Here is a 17,542-nt window from a genome sequence, read left to right on the forward strand (position 1 = left end):
TCCCGAAACTCGTTCAGAACGAAATCGACATCCTTGTCGCCCCGGCCCGACAGGTTGACCAGGATGGTTTCCGAGGGCGGGCGGCGCTTTGCCAATTTGATCGCGAATGCCAGCGCATGGCAACTCTCGAGCGCCGGTATGATCCCTTCCGACTTTGCAAAGCGGAAGAATGTGGCAATCACCTCGTCGTTCGAGATCGCCGCGACCTTCAAGCGCCCTTCCTCATGCAGCATCGCGATCTCTGGCCCGACCCCGGGATAGACCAGGCCGGATGCGACAGACGACACCTTCGAAGGCGTCCCGTCTTCCTGCTGCAGAACGAGGGACCGCGCACCGTTAAGCGTTCCGGGCGTTCCGAAGGAGAGTGTCGCGGCGTGTTTCCCGGTCTCATCTGACGTGCCGAGAGGTTCCACGGCATGGAGCGTAACGGCGGGATCATCGAGGAAGCCTGAATAGATGCCCATTGCGTTCGATCCGCCCGCCACGCAGGCCACGACATGGTCGGGCAACTGCCCTCCGCTCAGAGACAGGAACTGACTACGCGCCTCTCGTCCCACAACCGACTGGAAATCGCGCACGATCATGGGAAAGGGGTGTGGCCCTATCGCCGAGCCGATCGCGTAGAGGGCGTGATCATGCTGCTCGATATAGGCGTTGAACGCGGCGTCGCTCGCCTCTTTCAGGGCGGACTGTCCAGCGCTTGCCGCGACCACCCGCGCACCGAGGAGGCGCATGCGCCCGACATTCGAGGCCTGCTTCACCATGTCGACTTCGCCCATATGGATCTCGCATTCGAGACCGAAATAGGCGGCGGCCGCGGCGAGCGCGACCCCGTGTTGTCCCGCGCCCGTTTCAGCAATCAGCTTGCGCTTGCCCATATTGCGGGCGAGCAGCGCGAATCCCACGCAGTGATTGATCTTGTGCGCGCCCGTGTGGTTCAGATCCTCACGTTTTATGTAGATGCGCGCGCCGCCGACTTCGGCCGTGGTGGTCCTGAGAAAATGAACCGGGGTCGGTCGTCCCTGCAAACCGACGCGAACCGTATCGAGGTCATGCTGAAAGTCCGGCCTGTCTCGCAGCGACAGATAGGTTGATGTGAGTTCTTCAAGGGCCGGCCACACTTGCGGCGGATAGTCATTGCCGCCAAACCGCCCAAAATGCCCCGTGGCGTCAGGGAATTTCATCAAATACGGAAGATCATCTTGTTGCATCTTGGGAACCTCGACGTTTGCGTGCCGAAGTTACGCGACCCATCATATGGCGTCTTGAACAGGATTTGCATGTCGCGTTGGCGGCCGAGCGCCGCGAAGGCAGACGAAACGGCGTAGCGGTCAGCTCAATCTTGTCAAAGCGCTTGATGGGGCAAGCGCCGGTCTATTCGTCGATGTTTCCCGAGGGCCCGCGAAAGCGCGCCTGGCGGCACCCCATAGACCTTCTTGAATTCTCGCGTGAGGTGGGCCTGATCGCTGAAGTCCAGCATGAGCGCGATCTCGCTGAGCGGAAAGCCCTCCGTAATCAACTCCCTGGCCTTCGCCACCCGTACCTGACGGATATAGGTCTGAGGCGCCATGCCCACCGCCTTGCCGAAAGCCCTGGCAAGGTGGCTCTTGTGCACCCCCAGTTCGCGCGCGAGGTCTTCGGTCCGCATCGCCCGCGTGCAGTTCTCCCGGATTAGCATGCAGGCCCGGCGCGCCAGTGCTCCGGTGCTTTCATCCGCGCAATCCGTCGAAAAAACACATGCTGCCAGTATCTGCTGGAGCGAAACCTCGATGATCTTGTCCTCAACCGTCGGCGTATTCAGGGCGTCGATAAGCTCTCTTGTCGCCCGGCTCTGCCTGAGAATGCCGGTCTGGATGCTAACAGGTCCGTCGTCGCGGTGGTCGGTCGCGAGACAGCTGATGAGAAACGCCCTGGAGGGGTACAATGTGTCGTACTCAGCGTCCTCCCTGGAGCAGCAAGCCGAGTGGATTTCGTACGGATTGAAGAAGAAGACATCGCCCGCGCGTGCGGTTTCACTCCATCTCGCCGATCTGATCTCAGCCGCCCCCCGTTTGATCGCCACGATCGAGTAGGTGCTATGAAAATGGGCATCAAAACGACTTGCCGTCCCTCGAACACGCAAGAGGTCAGCTTGCTGCTGGGCAAAGCTCATGGATTTAACCTGCGTCATCGAAAGCGTCCCGCTGGCACCAGTTACAGAAGAAGCATAGCCGATCTCGAGCATCGTGACTTCTGCAAATTGCCTGAAATACAAGCTCCCCCTGACTCGGCTCGACCTGCCTGAAGCCGGCTGATCGCTTCATCCGGTTCAGGCGCCACACACCGCACAATCCCGCGGCGCTCAGGATCGGCATCGATGGCTCTGCGATCCATACGCAGTCTTCAAGCATGCCCGCGGATCGAACGCTGTTGCCCGTCGCGATCGTCAGACCTTTATGCCGAACAGTTTTTCCGCGTTCCGATACGCGATTTTCTCCTTGGCCTCGCGCGGCAGATCGACCGCCCGGAACCAGTCGGTTCCCTGCTTCATGTCCGCAAACGGGTAGTCGATCCCGAACATGACTCGGTCCACGCTGATATATCTCAGCAAGAGATGAAGCAGTTCGTCCTGGAAGAAGGCGCTGGTCGTGTACCAGAAATTGTCACTGAAATATTGCCCGAGAGGCTTGTTCAGCGCGTCCTTGGTCGGCTCGCTCATATCGCCCACGATACGCTCGTAGTAGAATGGAAGGCCCTCTCCCATATGACCGATGATCATCTGCAGGCTGGGGTGTCTGTCGAATGCCCCCGTGATGATCAGCCGAAGACATTGCGTAAGCACCTCCTGGTGCCAGCCATAGCCTGAACCGCTGAAAATATAGTTCTGGAACTCCTGGTCATAGCCTGATCGCGTCGTGCGGTAGTAAATGTCGAAGACCTTGTCAGGCGGGAAGCCCGGATGCAGGTAAATCGGCACGCCAAGCGCCTCGGCCCGCGCCAGAAGGGGCTCGAAATCGGGGTGGTCGAGAAATTTCTCGCCAATGAATCCATTGGTCATGGCGCCCACAAAGCCATCTTCGCGAACCGCGCGTTCCAGTTCGTCCGCTGATGCCTCCGGGTCCTGCAGGGGCAGGGTTGCATAGGCCTGGAACCGACCCGGATAGGCCTTCATCGGGCCATCGGCGATCATCTTGTTCAGACGAACCGCGAAATCGATGCCCTCCTGGCCGGGCACATCCTGCACGCCTGGCGTATGCGCGGAGAGGATCTGAACGTTGATCCCGGCCGCATCCATGGCCGCGATGCGGCCGGCGCCGAGTTCGGCAAGGCCGGTTTCCTTGAGGTAGGCGACGTGTTCGTCATTAATCGCGTTCAGTGCGATCAGTTCGTCGGTGGTATAGGTCTCTTCCGTGGCGATAAACGGCAGGTCCCGGTCACGATCCGCGATGACCGAAGGGCCTGCCGCGGCAGCGCGGGAGATAATGGCGGGTGTGGACAATCCGGCGCCAACGCCGAGGACTGTCGCGCCGCCTAGAAACGTGCGGCGTCCCATCACCAGACTTGTTTGTTTTTTCCCGATCGGTTTCATGCCAGTTTCAACTCCGATGTTGCGTTGCGCAGTTCAGTGTCTCGCGCCCGCGCGACCGCGTATGAGCGTGCGTCGCCCGTCCGCAAAGCCGGCGGCGCGGATGCGTCAGGCCTTTATGCCGAACAGTTTTTCTGCGTTTCGGAATGCGATTTTTTCCTTGGTCTCGCGCGGCAGATCCACTGCCCGAAACCAGTCGGTTCCTTCCTTCATGTTCGCGAACGGGTAGTCGGTCGCAAACATCACCCGATCCGGACTGATGTATTTCAGCAAGAGAGCGAGCAGTTCATCCTGAAAGAAGGCGCTCGTCGTGAACCAGAAATTGTCTTGGAAATACTGCTCGAACGGCTTCTCCAGGGTGTCTTCGGTCACTTCACCCATCTTCTCCACGATGCGTTTGTAGAAGAACGGGAGCCCCTCCCCCATGTGGCCGACAATGACCTGCAACTTGGGAAATCTGTCGAACACCCCGGACGTGACCATGCGCAGGCATTGCGTAACCGTTTCCTGGTGCCATCCATATGCCGAGATGGAGAGAACCTGGTCCTGGTATTCCCTCTGATACTCCGGCCGCATATTGCTGTAGTAGATCTGGAAAACCTCGTCGGGCGGCAGGCCCGGATGGAGGTATATCGGCACATCGAGCGCTTCGGCGCGCGCCAGCACGGGCTCGAAATCGGGATGATCGAGGAATTTTTTCCCGATGATCCCGTTGGTCAGGCACCCCACGAAGCCATCGTCCCGAACGGTGCGTTCCAGCTCGTCCGCCGAGGCCTCCGGATCGAGCAAAGGCAAGGTCGCAAACGCCTGGAACCGGCGCGGATAGGCAGCCATCGGTCCGTCGACGAGCATTCTGTTGAGACGATAGGCGAAATCGATGCCCTCCTGACCGGGGACATTCTGCACCCCCGGCGTATGGGCAGAGAGGATCTGGACGTTGATGCCCGCCTCGTCCATTGCGGCGATGCGGCGCGGACCCATTTCGGCAAGACCGGTCTTCTCCAGAAACAGTCTGTTGTTCAACGTCATCAGTTCACGGGTGGAAAAGGTTTCCTCCGTGCCGATGAATGGCAGGTCCTTGTCACGCAAAGCGATATCGGAAATCTCTGTTTCTGCGGCGCGCGAGACAATGCCGGGCGCCGACGATCCGGCGCCGACATCAGGTGCGTGAACGCCGGCTGGAAGGGTGGGACCTCCCGTCATGAGGGGCATCAGGGGGTTCAGGATCGACTTCATCAGTTTTAGCTCCAATGTTTTGCGTCGTTCGGTTTTGGCCCGCCCGGGCCATTCAGGAGAGCAGGTCACTTCGCTTCATTTATGGTCCTGTTGCCGCCATGGGTCGGGATAAGGATTTGAAAGATCAGGCCGCTCGGCGCGTTGTCGGCGAGAGAGATGGCGCCGCGATGGGCGTGGACGATATCGGCGACAATGGAGAGCCCGAGCCCGAAATCTTCCTTTCCCTCTGGTGCATCCCCATGGGGCCGCGCCTCATCCCCCTTGAAGAACGGCTCGAAGACGCGCTCTCTCAAATGTTCCGGAATGCCGGGACCGTTATCGGTGACACGGATATCGCAGCCCGCCTTGCCGTTTTTGAGGCTGACGGTGACATCCGTCGCGAACTTGACGCTGTTGTCGCAGAGATTGGTGACCGCCCGCATGATGGCCATCGGCTTGCAATCGATGACCATCCGGTTGGGGCCCTCGAACCGGACCGGAAAACCGACATCGCTGAACTCCGCGCAAACGGTCTGCAGCAGGCTGGCGACGTCAGCGCGCTGTATCGGCTCGGTGGCATAATCGTCCCTGAGATATTTCAGAACCTCGTTCAGGAGGCCGTCGATGCGCATGATGTCGGAGAGCAGTCCATCGCGCACCGGCCCTTCCTCCATGCGGTCGGCGCGAAGCCGCAACCGCGTCAGAGGGGTTCGAAGGTCATGGCCAATGCCCCGCAGCATGCGTGTTCTCGATTCGACCATTACCCGTATCCGGCTGCGCATCGCATTGAGCGCATGGGCGAGCGCCACGATCTCGACAGGTCCGCGTTCTTCGAAAATCTCCGAACTGTTCGCGATGTCCGCATGCATGGCCGCTTCCGAAATCCGCTTGATCGGCTCGGTGATGACGCGAATGGCGAATATGAAGAAGAACGCGATCAGAACGACGATTGCGACGGAATAATACGGTCCCTCGTTGAGGATGGCGCTGTTCAGGATCGTGTCCGGAAAGCCGGAAAGGATGAGAAGCGTGTCGTCGTCGACCTTTGCCGCGATCACCCTCTCGCCGTTCCAGAAGGTGCGCCAGCCGCCGACCGGCGGGCGGAGGTTATCGGCCGGGAACAGCAGGTCGATCGCCATGGCCAGCACGCCCTCCGGTTCCGACGGTCCGGTGAAGGTCTCGCTGACCGAAAACGGCTCCAGCGAGAAATCCCAGCCGGCAACGCGCGATGCCGAAAGGATGGCCTCGCGCGTATCGGGCGGGGACGCTTTCAGGAGTTCCGCCATCGTATCAACGCGCGTTATGATATCTTCCATGTCCGGCGCGACATCCCTTGCCCACTGCTCCAGGGCCCTGCCGACGAGGGTGACGACGATCAGCGCCACGACAATGATGAGCGTGATCTGGCCTCTGATCGTGTTGGGGAGGAAACGCTTCAGCCTCATAATTCCTCGACATTCGCGGTAAACATGTAACCGCCCAGACGTATGGTCTTGATCACGACCGGGTCGCGGGCATCATGCTCGATCTTCTGCCGCAATCGGCTGATGTGAACATCGATGCTGCGCTCGATCGGGCCGGCCAGACCGGCATGGGTGACACCCAGGAGTTCCTCCCGCGTCAGAACGCGGCCCGGGTTTCGGCAAAAGGCCAACAGGATATCGAACTCGTGCGTCGTCAGGCCGACGCGTGCATTGGTCGGATCGAAGAGCTGCCGCCGAATGGGATCCACCAACCATCCGTCGAACCGCAACTGCCTCTGTCTCGGCTCCTTCAGCGCAGGCAGGGCGGCGCGGCGCAGCAGGCCGCGTATCCTGGCGATGAGCTCCCGTACGCTGAACGGTTTCGTCACATAATCGTCGGCGCCGATCTCGAGACCGACGATCCTGTCAATCTCGGCATCGGCCGCCGTCAGCATGACGATCGGAATATTCGTTGCGACCCGCAGCCGCCGACAGAGACTGAGGCCGCTTTCGCCAGGCAGCATGACATCGAGGATCACCAGATCGAAACTGGACACCTTCATGCGCGCATCCATTGCGATGCCGTCCCGGGCGATCTCCGCGATCATTCCGCTTTCGTTCAGGCTGTCGCGCAGCATGGCCGCGATCTGTGTGTCGTCCTCGACGATCAGAATTCGAGAGGCGTCCGACAAGCTCCGGCTCCTTCACCGTCCATATGGCACTTTGCCTGTTTCTGAATAGCACGGCGCAGAATGCCCGTTTGCTGAAGCAATATTAAGATTTGTTTCAGAGCCCGCGGCTGTCAGGCCGGATGGAAACAAAACTTCACACAAGCAAACATCCCGGCGGTCCGCCTCGTGGCACAAGATGGGCATTGAAACCGCCTGTCCGGGCTTGGCCATCGGCGGGCGCGGAAGACTTGCAGTCGCCATGTCGCACCGCAGCGGATGGCGGAAGCATGCAATCCCCACCACGCCCCGTTCAACAACCAGTCATTGAGAGGATGGTCCTCGTGCAAACCTCATATTCAGCGTCGAAGGATGTCAACCGGCCTGCCCTGGGAAAGCTCGCTTCGCTCGCGCCCATCGACGGTACGGCCGGCGGAAGCTGGGCTTCTCGCGGCCGTACCGTCCCTTTGCATCCGCCGCTTGTGCTTGGAAAGCTGGTCCTCCTGTCCAGCATGCTGTTCGTCATGTTTCCGCAGATTGACCTCAGCGTTTCGCGGTTCTTCGCCGACGGCACGCATTTCTATCTTTCCGATGATCGACTGCTGGTGTTGATCCGCGATGCCAACCGCATGCTTCCCTACCTTGTCGTGCCCGTGATGCTCGTCCTGCTGGCGACGAGACCGGTCAGGCGTTCGGCGCCTCAGATATCGAAGCGCGCCCTGCTCGTTCTGCTCACCTATGCGTTGGGTTCGGCCATCATGGTGCACGCGTTCAAGTTCTTCTTCGGCCGGGCCCGGCCCCAGCATGTGATCGAGTTTGGCGGCGCGATGGAGTTCACGCCGGCATGGCAGTTCGCGTCGATGTGCGAGAGCAGTTGCTCCTTCCCATCCGGGGAAGCCGCATCGGCGGCCGCATTCATGGCCGTGCTGGTGTTCGTACCGGACGCATACCGCAAATACGCCGCCGCGGTGATCGTTCCGCTCTCCATCTTCGTCGCCCTGAACCGCGTCGTCATGGGCGCCCACTTTCTGTCGGATGCCGTGCTCGGCTGGCTGCTTGTCTGCTGGCTGATGTTCTGGCTCCACGGAAAAATGGGGCTGAAGACCGGCGCGTGATGGCGACGGATCAACACGACAATTCCCCGGTCACATTTGCATCTGCGCGCCAGCGGCCGAGAGCCCCTTCCTCCCGGCGTTTCCCGCCTGAACTTGCTGTCGAGCAACAAGAGCTTCCAGCGCGGCCGCGCAAGTTTCGCGTCAAATCAAACAAGGATGTCAGCACATGGAGATGTTCCTTCCAGCCGCTCGAGCCCAACCGGAACGGCTTCACTCAGCTCCGGACGTTTCGGTGATCATACCGACATTCAACGAGCGGGAGAATGTTGGCAAGCTCGTGAGCCACCTGATCGCCACCCTCCACGGCCTGAACTGGGAGGTGATATTCGTGGATGACGATTCGCCCGATCGCACCGTCGAGGTGCTGCGCGATATAGGCCATTATGAGCCGCGGATACGCTGCATTCGCCGGGTCGGCCGACGCGGGCTCGCCGGGGCGTGCATCGAGGGCATATTGTCCGCGCAGGGCGAGATCGTCGCGGTCATGGACGCCGATCTCCAGCACGATCACCGGCTGCTGCCGGATCTGGTCGCCGCCATACGCGACGGAAACGATCTCGCCATCGCCACCCGATATAGCGCGCCGCGCCAGGAAACGGCGCTCTCGCCATTCAGGAGCGCGATGTCGAGGATCGGAACTTTCCTTGCGCAACGCTTGATCACGGCACGGACGACCGATCCCATGAGCGGCTTCTTCGCGACCCGCCGTGATCTGGTCGAAGCGATGGCGCCGCGGCTGAGCAACCGGGGGTTCAAGATCCTCTTTGATATCCTTTCAAATGCGGAACCGGATGTCCGGATAGCCGAATTGCCCTATCGCTTCGCCACCCGTTCGGCAGGACACAGCAAGATGGATCGTCGCGTCGCGCTTCAATTCCTGGGACTTCTCTTCACCAAGGCAACGAGAGGGCTGGTCTCCTTGCGATTGGTATCTTTTTTCCTGATCGGCGCCGCCGGCCTGGGCCTGCACATGGCACTGCTCATCCTGGTTCTTGTCGCGGGCGTGAATTTCGCGGCCGCGCAAGCGATCGCAACCATCATCACCATGATCGTCAATTTCTCGGGCAACAACCTGTTGACCTATCACGACCAACAATTGCGAGGGCGCAGCTTCTTCCGGGGATTGCTGGTATATGTCGCGATATGCGGCATTGGGGCTGTGGTCAATGTCGGGATCGCGACGGCGCTGTTCACGGTGGCCGGCCCCTGGTGGGTCGCGGGCCTTGCCGGGGCCTTCGTCAGCGGCCTGTGGAACTATCTGGTGACCCAAACGCTCGTCTGGAACCGCCCGGGTGCGCTATGACTATCGGCTTTCTCCCTTTCCGCCGGAGGCCTGCGCGATGGTAACGCCAGCACGCCCGGGCAATGGCAAGGCGGGCGGCAATGCCGTTGAGAGACAACAGTCTGCCCACCCCTTTTCCGTCGAAACGCTATCCAGAAAGCTCGCCGCATCGCCGCGGCGCATCGCGGTCGCGATCGTGCTCGCCTTCACGCTGGTGCGACTAACATGGGCCTATGTGCTCGGCTTTGGCATCGACGAAAGCTATACGATCGGCCAGTCGCGGTTTCTCGCGCTATCATATTTCGACCACCCGCCTTTGCACTACTGGATCGCCCACGCGACCGGCGTTCTCTTCGGATGGAGCTGGGCGGTTCGCATTCCCACGGTCCTGCTGTTTGCGGCGACGTCGTGGTCGATCTTCTGCCTGACCGAGCGCCTGTTCGGCGGCGTGGCGGCGGTGTTTTCCGTCCTTTGCCTCAATCTGTCGCTGTTCTTTCTCGTCTCGGCCGGCGCCTGGATCGTGCCGGATGGTCCCCTTCTTTTCTTCCTGGCCTGCGCCGCACAGGTCATGGCAAGGATCTTTTTCCCGTCACCCGGTGACAAAGAGCCCACGATATCTTGGTGGATCCTCGCGGGCGGGCTGTTCGGCCTTGCGGGTCTCGCTAAATATTCCGCGCTCTTCACACTCGCCGGCCTCATGTTCTTCGTGATCGCGACGCGGCATCGGCGGCAGTTGTCAACGGCAGGTCCATATGTCGCCTGCCTTGTGGGCCTGGTTGTCATTTCGCCTGTACTGGTCTGGAATGTTCAGCATGACTGGGCATCGTTGCGTTTCCAGGCCGGGCGCGGCAGCCCGCAGTTTTCGCCCTGGGCCTTTGCCCGCATGGTTCTCGGGCAGATCGTCTGGCTGGGCCCGTGGATCGCCATTCCCCTCATGCAGTCGGCCGTGCACGCCCTTCGAAAGGGGCGAACGGAAAAAGAGCTGTTTTGCCTTGCCCTTGCGGTTCCGGCGGTCGGCTACACAACGCTTCAGGCGCTCTGGAGCGGAACAGGGTTGCCGCATTGGCCGATGCCGGGGTGGTTGTTTATCTTTCCATTGCTGGGCGCTCGGCTGAGCCGCGACGTCCGGCCGGCCATCCGCCATGCGATTGCGACGTCAGTCCTGACGCTCGCGCTCCTGGCTGTCGCCGCCGTGTTCGGCGCCTCGGGAGCGCTGCACCGGCTGGCGTCCTCCCTGCATGATCCGACCGAGGACCTGATCGATTGGTCTCCGGTGGCGGAGGTCCTCACGCCGCTCAAGGTCGGGATGCCGGATGGACCCGCAGTCGCAGGGCTGAACTGGGCGGAGGCCGGAAAGCTGGATCTCGCGGTGGGCGATATCGCGCGCGTGATTGCTCTGGGACGGGACAAGCGCGGATTTGGCACACGGTCGGATCCGCTTCTTGCCGGCAGGCGGGGACTTGTCATCGTCGCCAGTGAGGAAGCGTGGGCAAAGAAGGGGAAGGCCCTGTCATGCTCGCCGAAGGATACCAAACCCGTTGCGCGCCTGCCGGTCGGACGCGCAGGTCAGGCGGAACTTACCCTGCTTGTCATACCCGTCGAGAGATGCATGGGGACGACACAATAAAGCGGTCCAGGCGACACCGCCGCCGCGCTGGCTCGCCGCTTCTGACGACATGGGGCTGTGCTCCTGAAAATCCGCATCAGCAGGAGCACGGGGTCATTGCGTCAGTCGAAGAACGCGCGATCGCCCTCCCCCATATGTTCCAGCGCTCGTTCGGGGATCAGGTCCACACCCATGCCGGGGCGGTCGGAAACCGTGATCATGCCGTCCCGCACGATCGGATCGGGCAGCCCTTCGACGATATCCGCCCACCAGTCAGGCGTCGCGACCGGATATTCGAAGGCGATGAAATTGAACGGCAGCGTGGCGCAAACCTGTACCAGGGCGGCAAGTCCCAGAAGACCGTTCGCGGTTCCGTGGGGGGCGATGGTGATGCCGTGAAGATCGGCGAATTCGGCAATCCATTTCAATTCCGCAAGCCCGCCGACATCCGCCGGATCGGGACCGATGACATGGACGGCCTGGGTTTCGATCAATTCCTTGAAATTCTGCCGCAGATAGATCTGCTCGCCGGTATGGATCGGCGTCGGCGAGGACCGCGTGAGTTCGCGGTAGACCCCGGCATTGACGTAGGGCGTGTAGTCTCCCGTGAGCAGATCCTCCAGCCACATCAGGTTGAAGCCCTCGACGCGGCGCGCGAAACGCTGCGCATCCGCAAGCATCCAGCCCGGTCCGCAATCGAGTGCCAGACCGACCCGGTCGCCGGTCACCTCCTTCATCGCCGCCACGCAATCGATGGCATGCGCCAGGCCGCGCTCGGTTATCGGCCCGCGATCGAGCGCGCCATGGAGTTCGCTCGATCGCGGCTCGCCGTAGTAAAAATCGGGCACTTTCCGTTTCATGTCCGAGTGGAACGCAATCGGCTGTTTGATAATGGTAAAGCCTTCAGGCGAGGCCAGCATCCTGCGCGTATCCTCGGCGTAGTCTTCCGGACCATGTCCGGCCATCGGAAACCGCACGCCGCCATTATAGACCCGCACACGGTCGCGCACCTTGCCGCCCAGCAGGCGGTGAACCGGCAGACCGGCCGCCTTTCCGGCGATGTCCCAAAGCGCCATCTCGATGGCGCTGACGGCAGCGCCGGCTGGCTTGAAGCCGCCGCGCTGGCGGATTTTCAGCATGGTGCGCTCGACCAAGGTGGGGTCTTCGCCGATCAGAATATCGCGGAAATCGAGAATATGGCGCTTGAGATAGGGCTTCCAGAACTCCGCCTGCGCGTAACCCGAAATACCCTCGTCGGTGACGATACGCACGACCGGATGCTGGCCGATCACGGCGCATTTGAGATCGGTAATCCTCATTGGGCGGCCTGGCCTTTCAGGGCAACGCTCAGGCCTTCGGCCGCCGTCAGCACCGCCTCGCGGATCTCGTCGATCCGCTGCTGGTCCGTGCCTTTCAGGAAGGGAACGCTTATGGCGGCGATCATCTTGCCGGACCGGTCGAATACCGGTGCAGACACAGCCTGGATGCTCAGCATGTGCTCGCCGGCATCCTGCGCCCAACCCTGCTTGCGGATCCGCGAAAGCTCGCGCCGCAGACGACGCGGATCGGTGATCGACTTCGGCGTGAGCGCGACCAGCGGCCGGGCGAACCGGTCCTGCAATTCGTCCTCACTCAGATGCGCAAGCAGAAGCTTCCCGGCGGCGCCGACATGAACCGGCATCCGCTGGCCCGGCGTCACCGCCAGCGCATACTCCCGTCGCCCCTGAGAAACGGCGATGACCAGCAGGCCCTGATCGTCGAGCACGGAGAGCTTGCAGCTCTCGCCGATCTCGTCGGCCAACTTGTCGAGCACCGGCTGGCCAAGGGCCGCGATATCCACCTGTCCGCCCCCGCCGGCCACATGCGAGGCAAGCCGCAACAGCCGGTCGCCGAGATAGTAGAAGCCGTCCTCATCGCGGCGCACCATGTTGTGATGCTGCAGCGTATTCAGGATGCGATAAACGGTCGTGCGCGGCTGGCCGAGATCCTGCGTGAGCTCGCGAATGTTGCTCCCGTCCGGGCGGCGTTCAAGCTGTCCCAGAACCTCCATCATCCGGTCGATCACGGGAACGGTATTCTTCCGTTCGGCGGGTTCAGCCAGTTCTTCCATGGGCCCTCAGCTCGATTGACTTTTGATGGAAACTGCCTATAGCATTATTTATTGAACTGCAAAAGTTCATATATGAATTGAGCTGGTTGGGAGGCCGGCAAGCAAGGCATCGCCCGCACGGACAGGATCATGGGCGGAGGACAACGAGACAGCCAGTCATCGCGCCGCAAGTCACCGTGCAGCAGCCGGGCTCGCCGCGCGATCATGGCAGGACCCCGGCTATCCGAAGCCGCGCCAGCGTAAACTGAAAGACGTCGCGAAGCCAGACGGTTTGGAACCTTGCCGGCCGGCACGCCGGCGGCTGCCGCAGCAAGCATTCAAGCAAGGCATCAGGACATGAAAATAACCGGGCTGAACGTCTTCGTCGCCAATGTGTCGCGCACCAATTTCGTCTTCGTCAAGCTCTACACCGATGACGGCATAGACGGGGTCGGCGAGGCGACGCTGGAATGGAAAACCGAAACCATCGTTTCCGCGCTCAAGGAACTGGAACGCGCGCTCATCGGCCGCGATCCGTTTCAAAGCGATGCGATCATCGAGCAGTTGCACCGCGACAGTTACTGGCGCACCGGCGCGGTGTTCCGCACGGCGCTGGGCGCGATCGATGCCGCGCTTCTGGATATCAAGGGCAAGGCGCTCGGCGTGCCGGTGTTCGAGCTCCTGGGCGGAAAGTACCGGGATCGCGTACAGTGTTACGCCAATCACTGGTTTTTCGGCGCGACCAAGCCGGAGGACTATGCCGAGCGCGCCCGCGAGGCGGTGAAGATGGGTTATCGCGCCCTGAAATGGGACCCTTTCGACGTCGCCGATCTTGAAATGAGCCGCAGGCAGCGCCGGGAAACCATCGACATCGTCGCCGCAGTGCGGGATGCCGTCGGCCCGGATATCGACCTGATGCTCGACGTGCATGGCCGGCTGAACGTGCCGACCGCGATCGCCATGTGCCGGGAGCTCGCGCGTTTCGACCTCAGATGGATCGAGGAGCCGACGCCGCCGGAAAGTATCGATGCGCTGGCCGAGGTGCGCGCCAACTCGCCGGTCGAGATCGCGGCCGGCGAGCGCTGGTTCGAGCCGGGAAAGGTTCTTGAGGCGTTGCAAAAACACGCTGTCGACGTGCTGCAGACCGACGTTTCGCATTTCGGCGGGCTTTCGGAAACCAAGCGCATCGCCCATCTGGCGCATGCGCATCTCATCCCGCTGGCGCCACACAATCCGGTCGGCCCGGTGATGAACGCGATGACCCTGCATACCTCCGTCGCCATTCCCAATTTCGCGATTTTCGAAACGGTTTCCATCGACGTGCCCTGGCGCAAGTCGCTGGTCAGGGAAACCCTGCAATTCGACAATGGCGACCTGCTGGCGCCGACCGCACCCGGCCTCGGCGTCGAGCTCATCGAAGAGGCTTGCGCCAATTTCCCCTACGAGCCCTATGACGTGCCGCTCTTCGACGGGTCGATGAATACCAAGGGCATCGCCACCGGAGCGCAAACCCTTTCCTCCAAGGATTAGGCGATCGGCGCAAATGGAAGCGCCCGGAAACGTCATGACGATCCGGGCCGGATTCTCGGCATCATCCATCGATGACGGTCGCGAGGACGCGCGCGCGCATTGATTTTACGCGCCGGCCGCGCGTGCGACGCACGACTGAAATCCATAAATCATAATTTTCAATTATTTAGCGCGACGAACGCAGGTTGCCCCGGCCGGCTTGACTCATCGTCAGTTCAGCGGCATAGTTAAATTGCGAACTGGTTCAGTTCAAATGTGAATTGTTATTCCGATCTGAACCTGGGAGGAGACGGGGCTTTGCCCCGGTTGTTCGCGACACGCCGCGCGACGGAGGACCATTCGCCTTCAGGCAAATGGGTCGAGAGCGGCACGCTCCTCCAGGCAAATCGTCGTCGAAAGACGGCAGGAGGACAGCGGATGCGAAAGGCCATGCATGGCGCGCGACCGCGAGGGAGATGAGCGGCCAACGCCGCGTGGAGCTGCGGCGGAGGCCGCGGCAATGGAGGAAACATGACCAAGACCGCGATTAAACTGACGGCACTGATCGCCGCTTCGGTGTCGGCGTTGACGCTGGCATCGGGAATGGCTGCTGCCGGCGAAGTCACATGGTGGACGCCCAATTTCAACGAGGCACGGGCCCAGAAGCTCAAGACCGCGTTCGAGGCGGCGCATCCCGACATCACGCTCAATCTCGAGATCACGACCACGAACGGCCTGCCGCAGCGTATCCTGACGACGCTGATGTCCGGCTCCGCGCCAGACATCATCGATGTGCAGAGCCCGTGGGTGAACGGCTACGCCGAGGCTGATCTGGTACAGCCGCTCGGCGACGTCATCGAGGACAAGGATGATTTCGTCAAGGCGGCGCTCGACTACGTGACCTATGACGGCGAACTTTACGCCATTCCCTACCGCATCGAGACCATGGCGGTGATCTACAACCGCGGCGATTTCACCGCGGCCGGCCTCGATCCCGACAGCCCGCCGAAAACCTGGGACGAACTGACGCAAACCGCCAGCACGCTGACCGGCGACGGCAAGTTCGGCTTCGCCATTACCGGCGGCGGCGAGGTGGGCAATACGCTCTATCGCTCCCTTCCCTTCATCTGGATGAATGGCGGCACGATCGTCTCCGATGACCTGACCAAGGCGACCGTCAACGAGCCGGCGGCGGTCGAGGCCGTCGAATACTGGACCAATTTCTACAAGGACGGCTCCTCGCCCTCCTCGACGCTGGAAAACGACGGCACCGCCAATCGCCGCCTGTTCATCGCAGACACGGTGTCGATGTATCAGTCCGGCCAGTTCGACCTCGCTTCGATCCAACAGGAAAATCCGGATATCGATATCGGCGTGATGATGACGCCGCATCCGGAAGGCAAGGATACTTCGGGCATTCTCGCCGGCTGGAGCTTTGTCATTCCGAAAGACGCCGGCAATCCCGAAGACGCCAAGACGCTGATCCGGTTCCTCACCGAAACCGAGAACATGGGCAACTACACGGATACCTTCCCGGCCCGCAAATCCGCCATGGACATGGAGCGCTTCAACACGCCGCTTCTCCAGGTCTACAAGGACATGCTGCCTTATGCCCGTCCGCTGCCGATCCACAAGAACTGGGTGCAGATCACCCAGGCCTATTTCGACGGCATTCAGCGCATCCTTCTCGGACAGCAGACCCCGCAGGAATCGATGGATCTGGCCGCCCAGGATATCCAGGCGCTTCTCGATCAGTAATCGATATTTCCTTTTGAACCGACCTCCGGGGCGTCTCGCCCCGGGGAATAATGAATGCGTCTTTTCGGAGATGATCCATGAAACGGCCCCCGACAGGTTTGCTGTTCGCCTTGCCGGCGCTCATCGTGCTGTTGCTGCTTATCGCATATCCGGTGATCTATACCGGGATCCTGAGCGTGACCGATATTCGCGGCAACTATGTCGGCTCCTCCAATTTCGTCAACGTGCTGCGCTCGCGCGCCACGCCGCAGGCCTTTGTCAATACGCTGTGGTGGGTCGGCGGATCCATCGTGTTCCAGGTCGTGCTCGGCACCGCGACGGCCATCCTGCTCAACCAGGAATTTCGCGGCCGCGGCGCGGTGCGCGCCATTGCCGTCATTCCCTGGGTCGTTCCCGGCATCGTCGCTGCCACCACCTGGGCATGGATGTTTCATACCGAATTCGGCATCATCAACTACATGATGACCTCTGCCGGCGTGCTCGACCAGCCGATCGGATGGCTCACCAATCCCAATACCGTCATGCCGGCGATGATCGCCATCAATGTCTGGAAGCTGTTCCCCTTTGTCGCCATCATGGTTCTGGCGGGCCTGCAGTCCATTCCCAAGGATCTCTACGAGGCCGCCCGCGTCGATGGCGCGACATTCTGGGACGAGGTCATCCATATCACCCTGCCGCAGGTGCGCCCGGTCATCATCGCGGTGACGCTGCTGCTGGTGATCTGGGGGCTGAACCATATCACCACGATCTATGCGATCACGCGCGGCGGACCGGCGAGCCTCACCCTGATCACGCCGATCCAGATTTTCCGCCTGGCCTTCGAGTCCTTCCAGTTCAATCAGGCCGCGGCACTCTCGCTGATCTTCTTCGTGGTCGCCATGGCGATCGTCGCCGTCTACATCCGGTTCCTGTCCTCCAATGACGAGGTGGCCCGATGAGAACGTCGCCGCTCGCCCGCGTCATCATTCTGATTTCGTCCCTGCTCGTCGTCAGCGTCTGCCTTTTCCCGTTTCTGTGGATGGGGATTTCATCGATCAAGGTGCTGCGCGAACTCTATACGGTTCCCCCGACATGGATCCCGCACACCCCGACGCTTGGCAACTACAAGACCGTTCTGTTCGACAGCAATATCCCGCGCTATTTTCTGAACAGCGTCGTCATCTCGGTCGGCTCCACCCTGCTGGCGCTGATCCTCGCGGTTTTTGCCTCCTACGGCTTTGCCCGGTTCAACTTCAAGGGCAAGCCATACTACCAGTCCTTCGTGCTGGTCGG

Annotated in this window: 14 protein-coding genes and 1 pseudogene; 7 read left to right on the forward strand and 8 right to left on the reverse strand. The window is 61.2% G+C overall.

The genetic code is table 11. The features are described 5' to 3' along the window. From trpB to B4E36_RS12870, 6 genes are all read right to left on the reverse strand, one after another. On the reverse strand, positions 1-1,184 hold a 1,184-nt coding region (gene trpB, locus B4E36_RS12845; RefSeq protein WP_345900431.1), incomplete at its 3' end, for a tryptophan synthase subunit beta. A gap of 161 nt (positions 1,185-1,345) precedes the next feature. After that, positions 1,346-2,224 (reverse strand): helix-turn-helix domain-containing protein, encoded by an 879-nt coding sequence (locus B4E36_RS12850; RefSeq protein WP_292055298.1) that lies wholly within the window; start codon positions 2,222-2,224, stop codon positions 1,346-1,348. Between the two features lie 201 nt (positions 2,225-2,425). Next, on the reverse strand, positions 2,426-3,568 hold the full coding sequence (locus B4E36_RS12855; RefSeq protein ID WP_345900432.1) for an amidohydrolase family protein: 1,143 nt from the start codon (positions 3,566-3,568) through the stop codon (positions 2,426-2,428). Between the two features lie 105 nt (positions 3,569-3,673). Then, positions 3,674-4,801: an amidohydrolase family protein gene (locus tag B4E36_RS12860; RefSeq protein ID WP_292055300.1), complete on the reverse strand. Its 1,128-nt coding sequence runs from the start codon at positions 4,799-4,801 to the stop codon at positions 3,674-3,676. A gap of 65 nt (positions 4,802-4,866) precedes the next feature. After that, a complete protein-coding gene (locus B4E36_RS12865; protein WP_345900433.1) occupies positions 4,867-6,225 on the reverse strand; it encodes an ATP-binding protein in 1,359 nt (452 codons plus the stop codon). Then, positions 6,222-6,935, reverse strand: coding sequence for a response regulator transcription factor (locus B4E36_RS12870; protein ID WP_292055302.1), 714 nt, complete (start codon positions 6,933-6,935; stop codon positions 6,222-6,224). The genes B4E36_RS12865 and B4E36_RS12870 overlap by 4 nt, the downstream gene beginning before the upstream one ends. A gap of 266 nt (positions 6,936-7,201) precedes the next feature. Here B4E36_RS12870 and B4E36_RS12875 point away from each other — a divergent pair, with 266 nt between their 5' ends. The 3 genes from B4E36_RS12875 to B4E36_RS12885 all read left to right on the forward strand — a co-directional run bounded on the left by B4E36_RS12875 (position 7,202) and on the right by B4E36_RS12885 (position 10,935). Further along, positions 7,202-8,026, forward strand: coding sequence for a phosphatase PAP2 family protein (locus tag B4E36_RS12875; RefSeq protein WP_292055303.1), 825 nt, complete (start codon positions 7,202-7,204; stop codon positions 8,024-8,026). 172 nt (positions 8,027-8,198) lie between these two features. Then, a complete protein-coding gene (locus tag B4E36_RS12880; protein ID WP_345900436.1) occupies positions 8,199-9,329 on the forward strand; it encodes a glycosyltransferase family 2 protein in 1,131 nt (376 codons plus the stop codon). Between the two features lie 37 nt (positions 9,330-9,366). Beyond that, on the forward strand, positions 9,367-10,935 hold the full coding sequence (locus tag B4E36_RS12885) for a glycosyltransferase family 39 protein (RefSeq protein ID WP_292055305.1): 1,569 nt from the start codon (positions 9,367-9,369) through the stop codon (positions 10,933-10,935). Positions 10,936-11,036: 101 nt separating this feature from the next. Here the strand turns inward: B4E36_RS12885 and B4E36_RS12890 are convergent, their stop codons facing one another. Further along, positions 11,037-12,233: a mandelate racemase/muconate lactonizing enzyme family protein gene (locus B4E36_RS12890; RefSeq protein WP_292055306.1), complete on the reverse strand. Its 1,197-nt coding sequence runs from the start codon at positions 12,231-12,233 to the stop codon at positions 11,037-11,039. Further along, complete coding sequence (locus B4E36_RS12895; RefSeq protein ID WP_292055307.1) at positions 12,230-13,024, reverse strand: IclR family transcriptional regulator; 795 nt, start codon at positions 13,022-13,024, stop codon at positions 12,230-12,232. Before B4E36_RS12895 ends, B4E36_RS12890 begins: the two co-directional genes overlap by 4 nt. A gap of 336 nt (positions 13,025-13,360) precedes the next feature. On the opposite strand from B4E36_RS12895, the gene B4E36_RS12900 reads away from it, so the two are divergent. From B4E36_RS12900 to B4E36_RS12915, 4 genes and pseudogenes are all read left to right on the forward strand, one after another. Beyond that, positions 13,361-14,533 carry a mandelate racemase/muconate lactonizing enzyme family protein gene (locus B4E36_RS12900; protein WP_292055308.1) on the forward strand — a complete coding sequence of 391 codons (1,173 nt, stop codon included), beginning with the start codon at positions 13,361-13,363 and terminating at the stop codon, positions 14,531-14,533. 510 nt (positions 14,534-15,043) lie between these two features. After that, the gene (locus tag B4E36_RS12905; RefSeq protein WP_345900434.1) at positions 15,044-16,270 is read left to right on the forward strand and encodes a sugar ABC transporter substrate-binding protein; all 1,227 of its coding nucleotides are present in this window, start codon (positions 15,044-15,046) and stop codon (positions 16,268-16,270) included. 77 nt (positions 16,271-16,347) lie between these two features. Beyond that, positions 16,348-17,208 carry a sugar ABC transporter permease gene (locus B4E36_RS12910; protein WP_345900435.1) on the forward strand — a complete coding sequence of 287 codons (861 nt, stop codon included), beginning with the start codon at positions 16,348-16,350 and terminating at the stop codon, positions 17,206-17,208. Further along, positions 17,205-17,542: pseudogene (locus tag B4E36_RS12915) on the forward strand (carbohydrate ABC transporter permease); the annotation flags it as partial. The gene B4E36_RS12910 and the pseudogene B4E36_RS12915, both read left to right, overlap by 4 nt.

The sequence above is a fragment of the Martelella sp. UBA3392 genome (genome assembly GCF_002358775.1).
Classification (GTDB): Bacteria; Pseudomonadota; Alphaproteobacteria; order Rhizobiales; family Rhizobiaceae; genus Martelella; species Martelella mediterranea.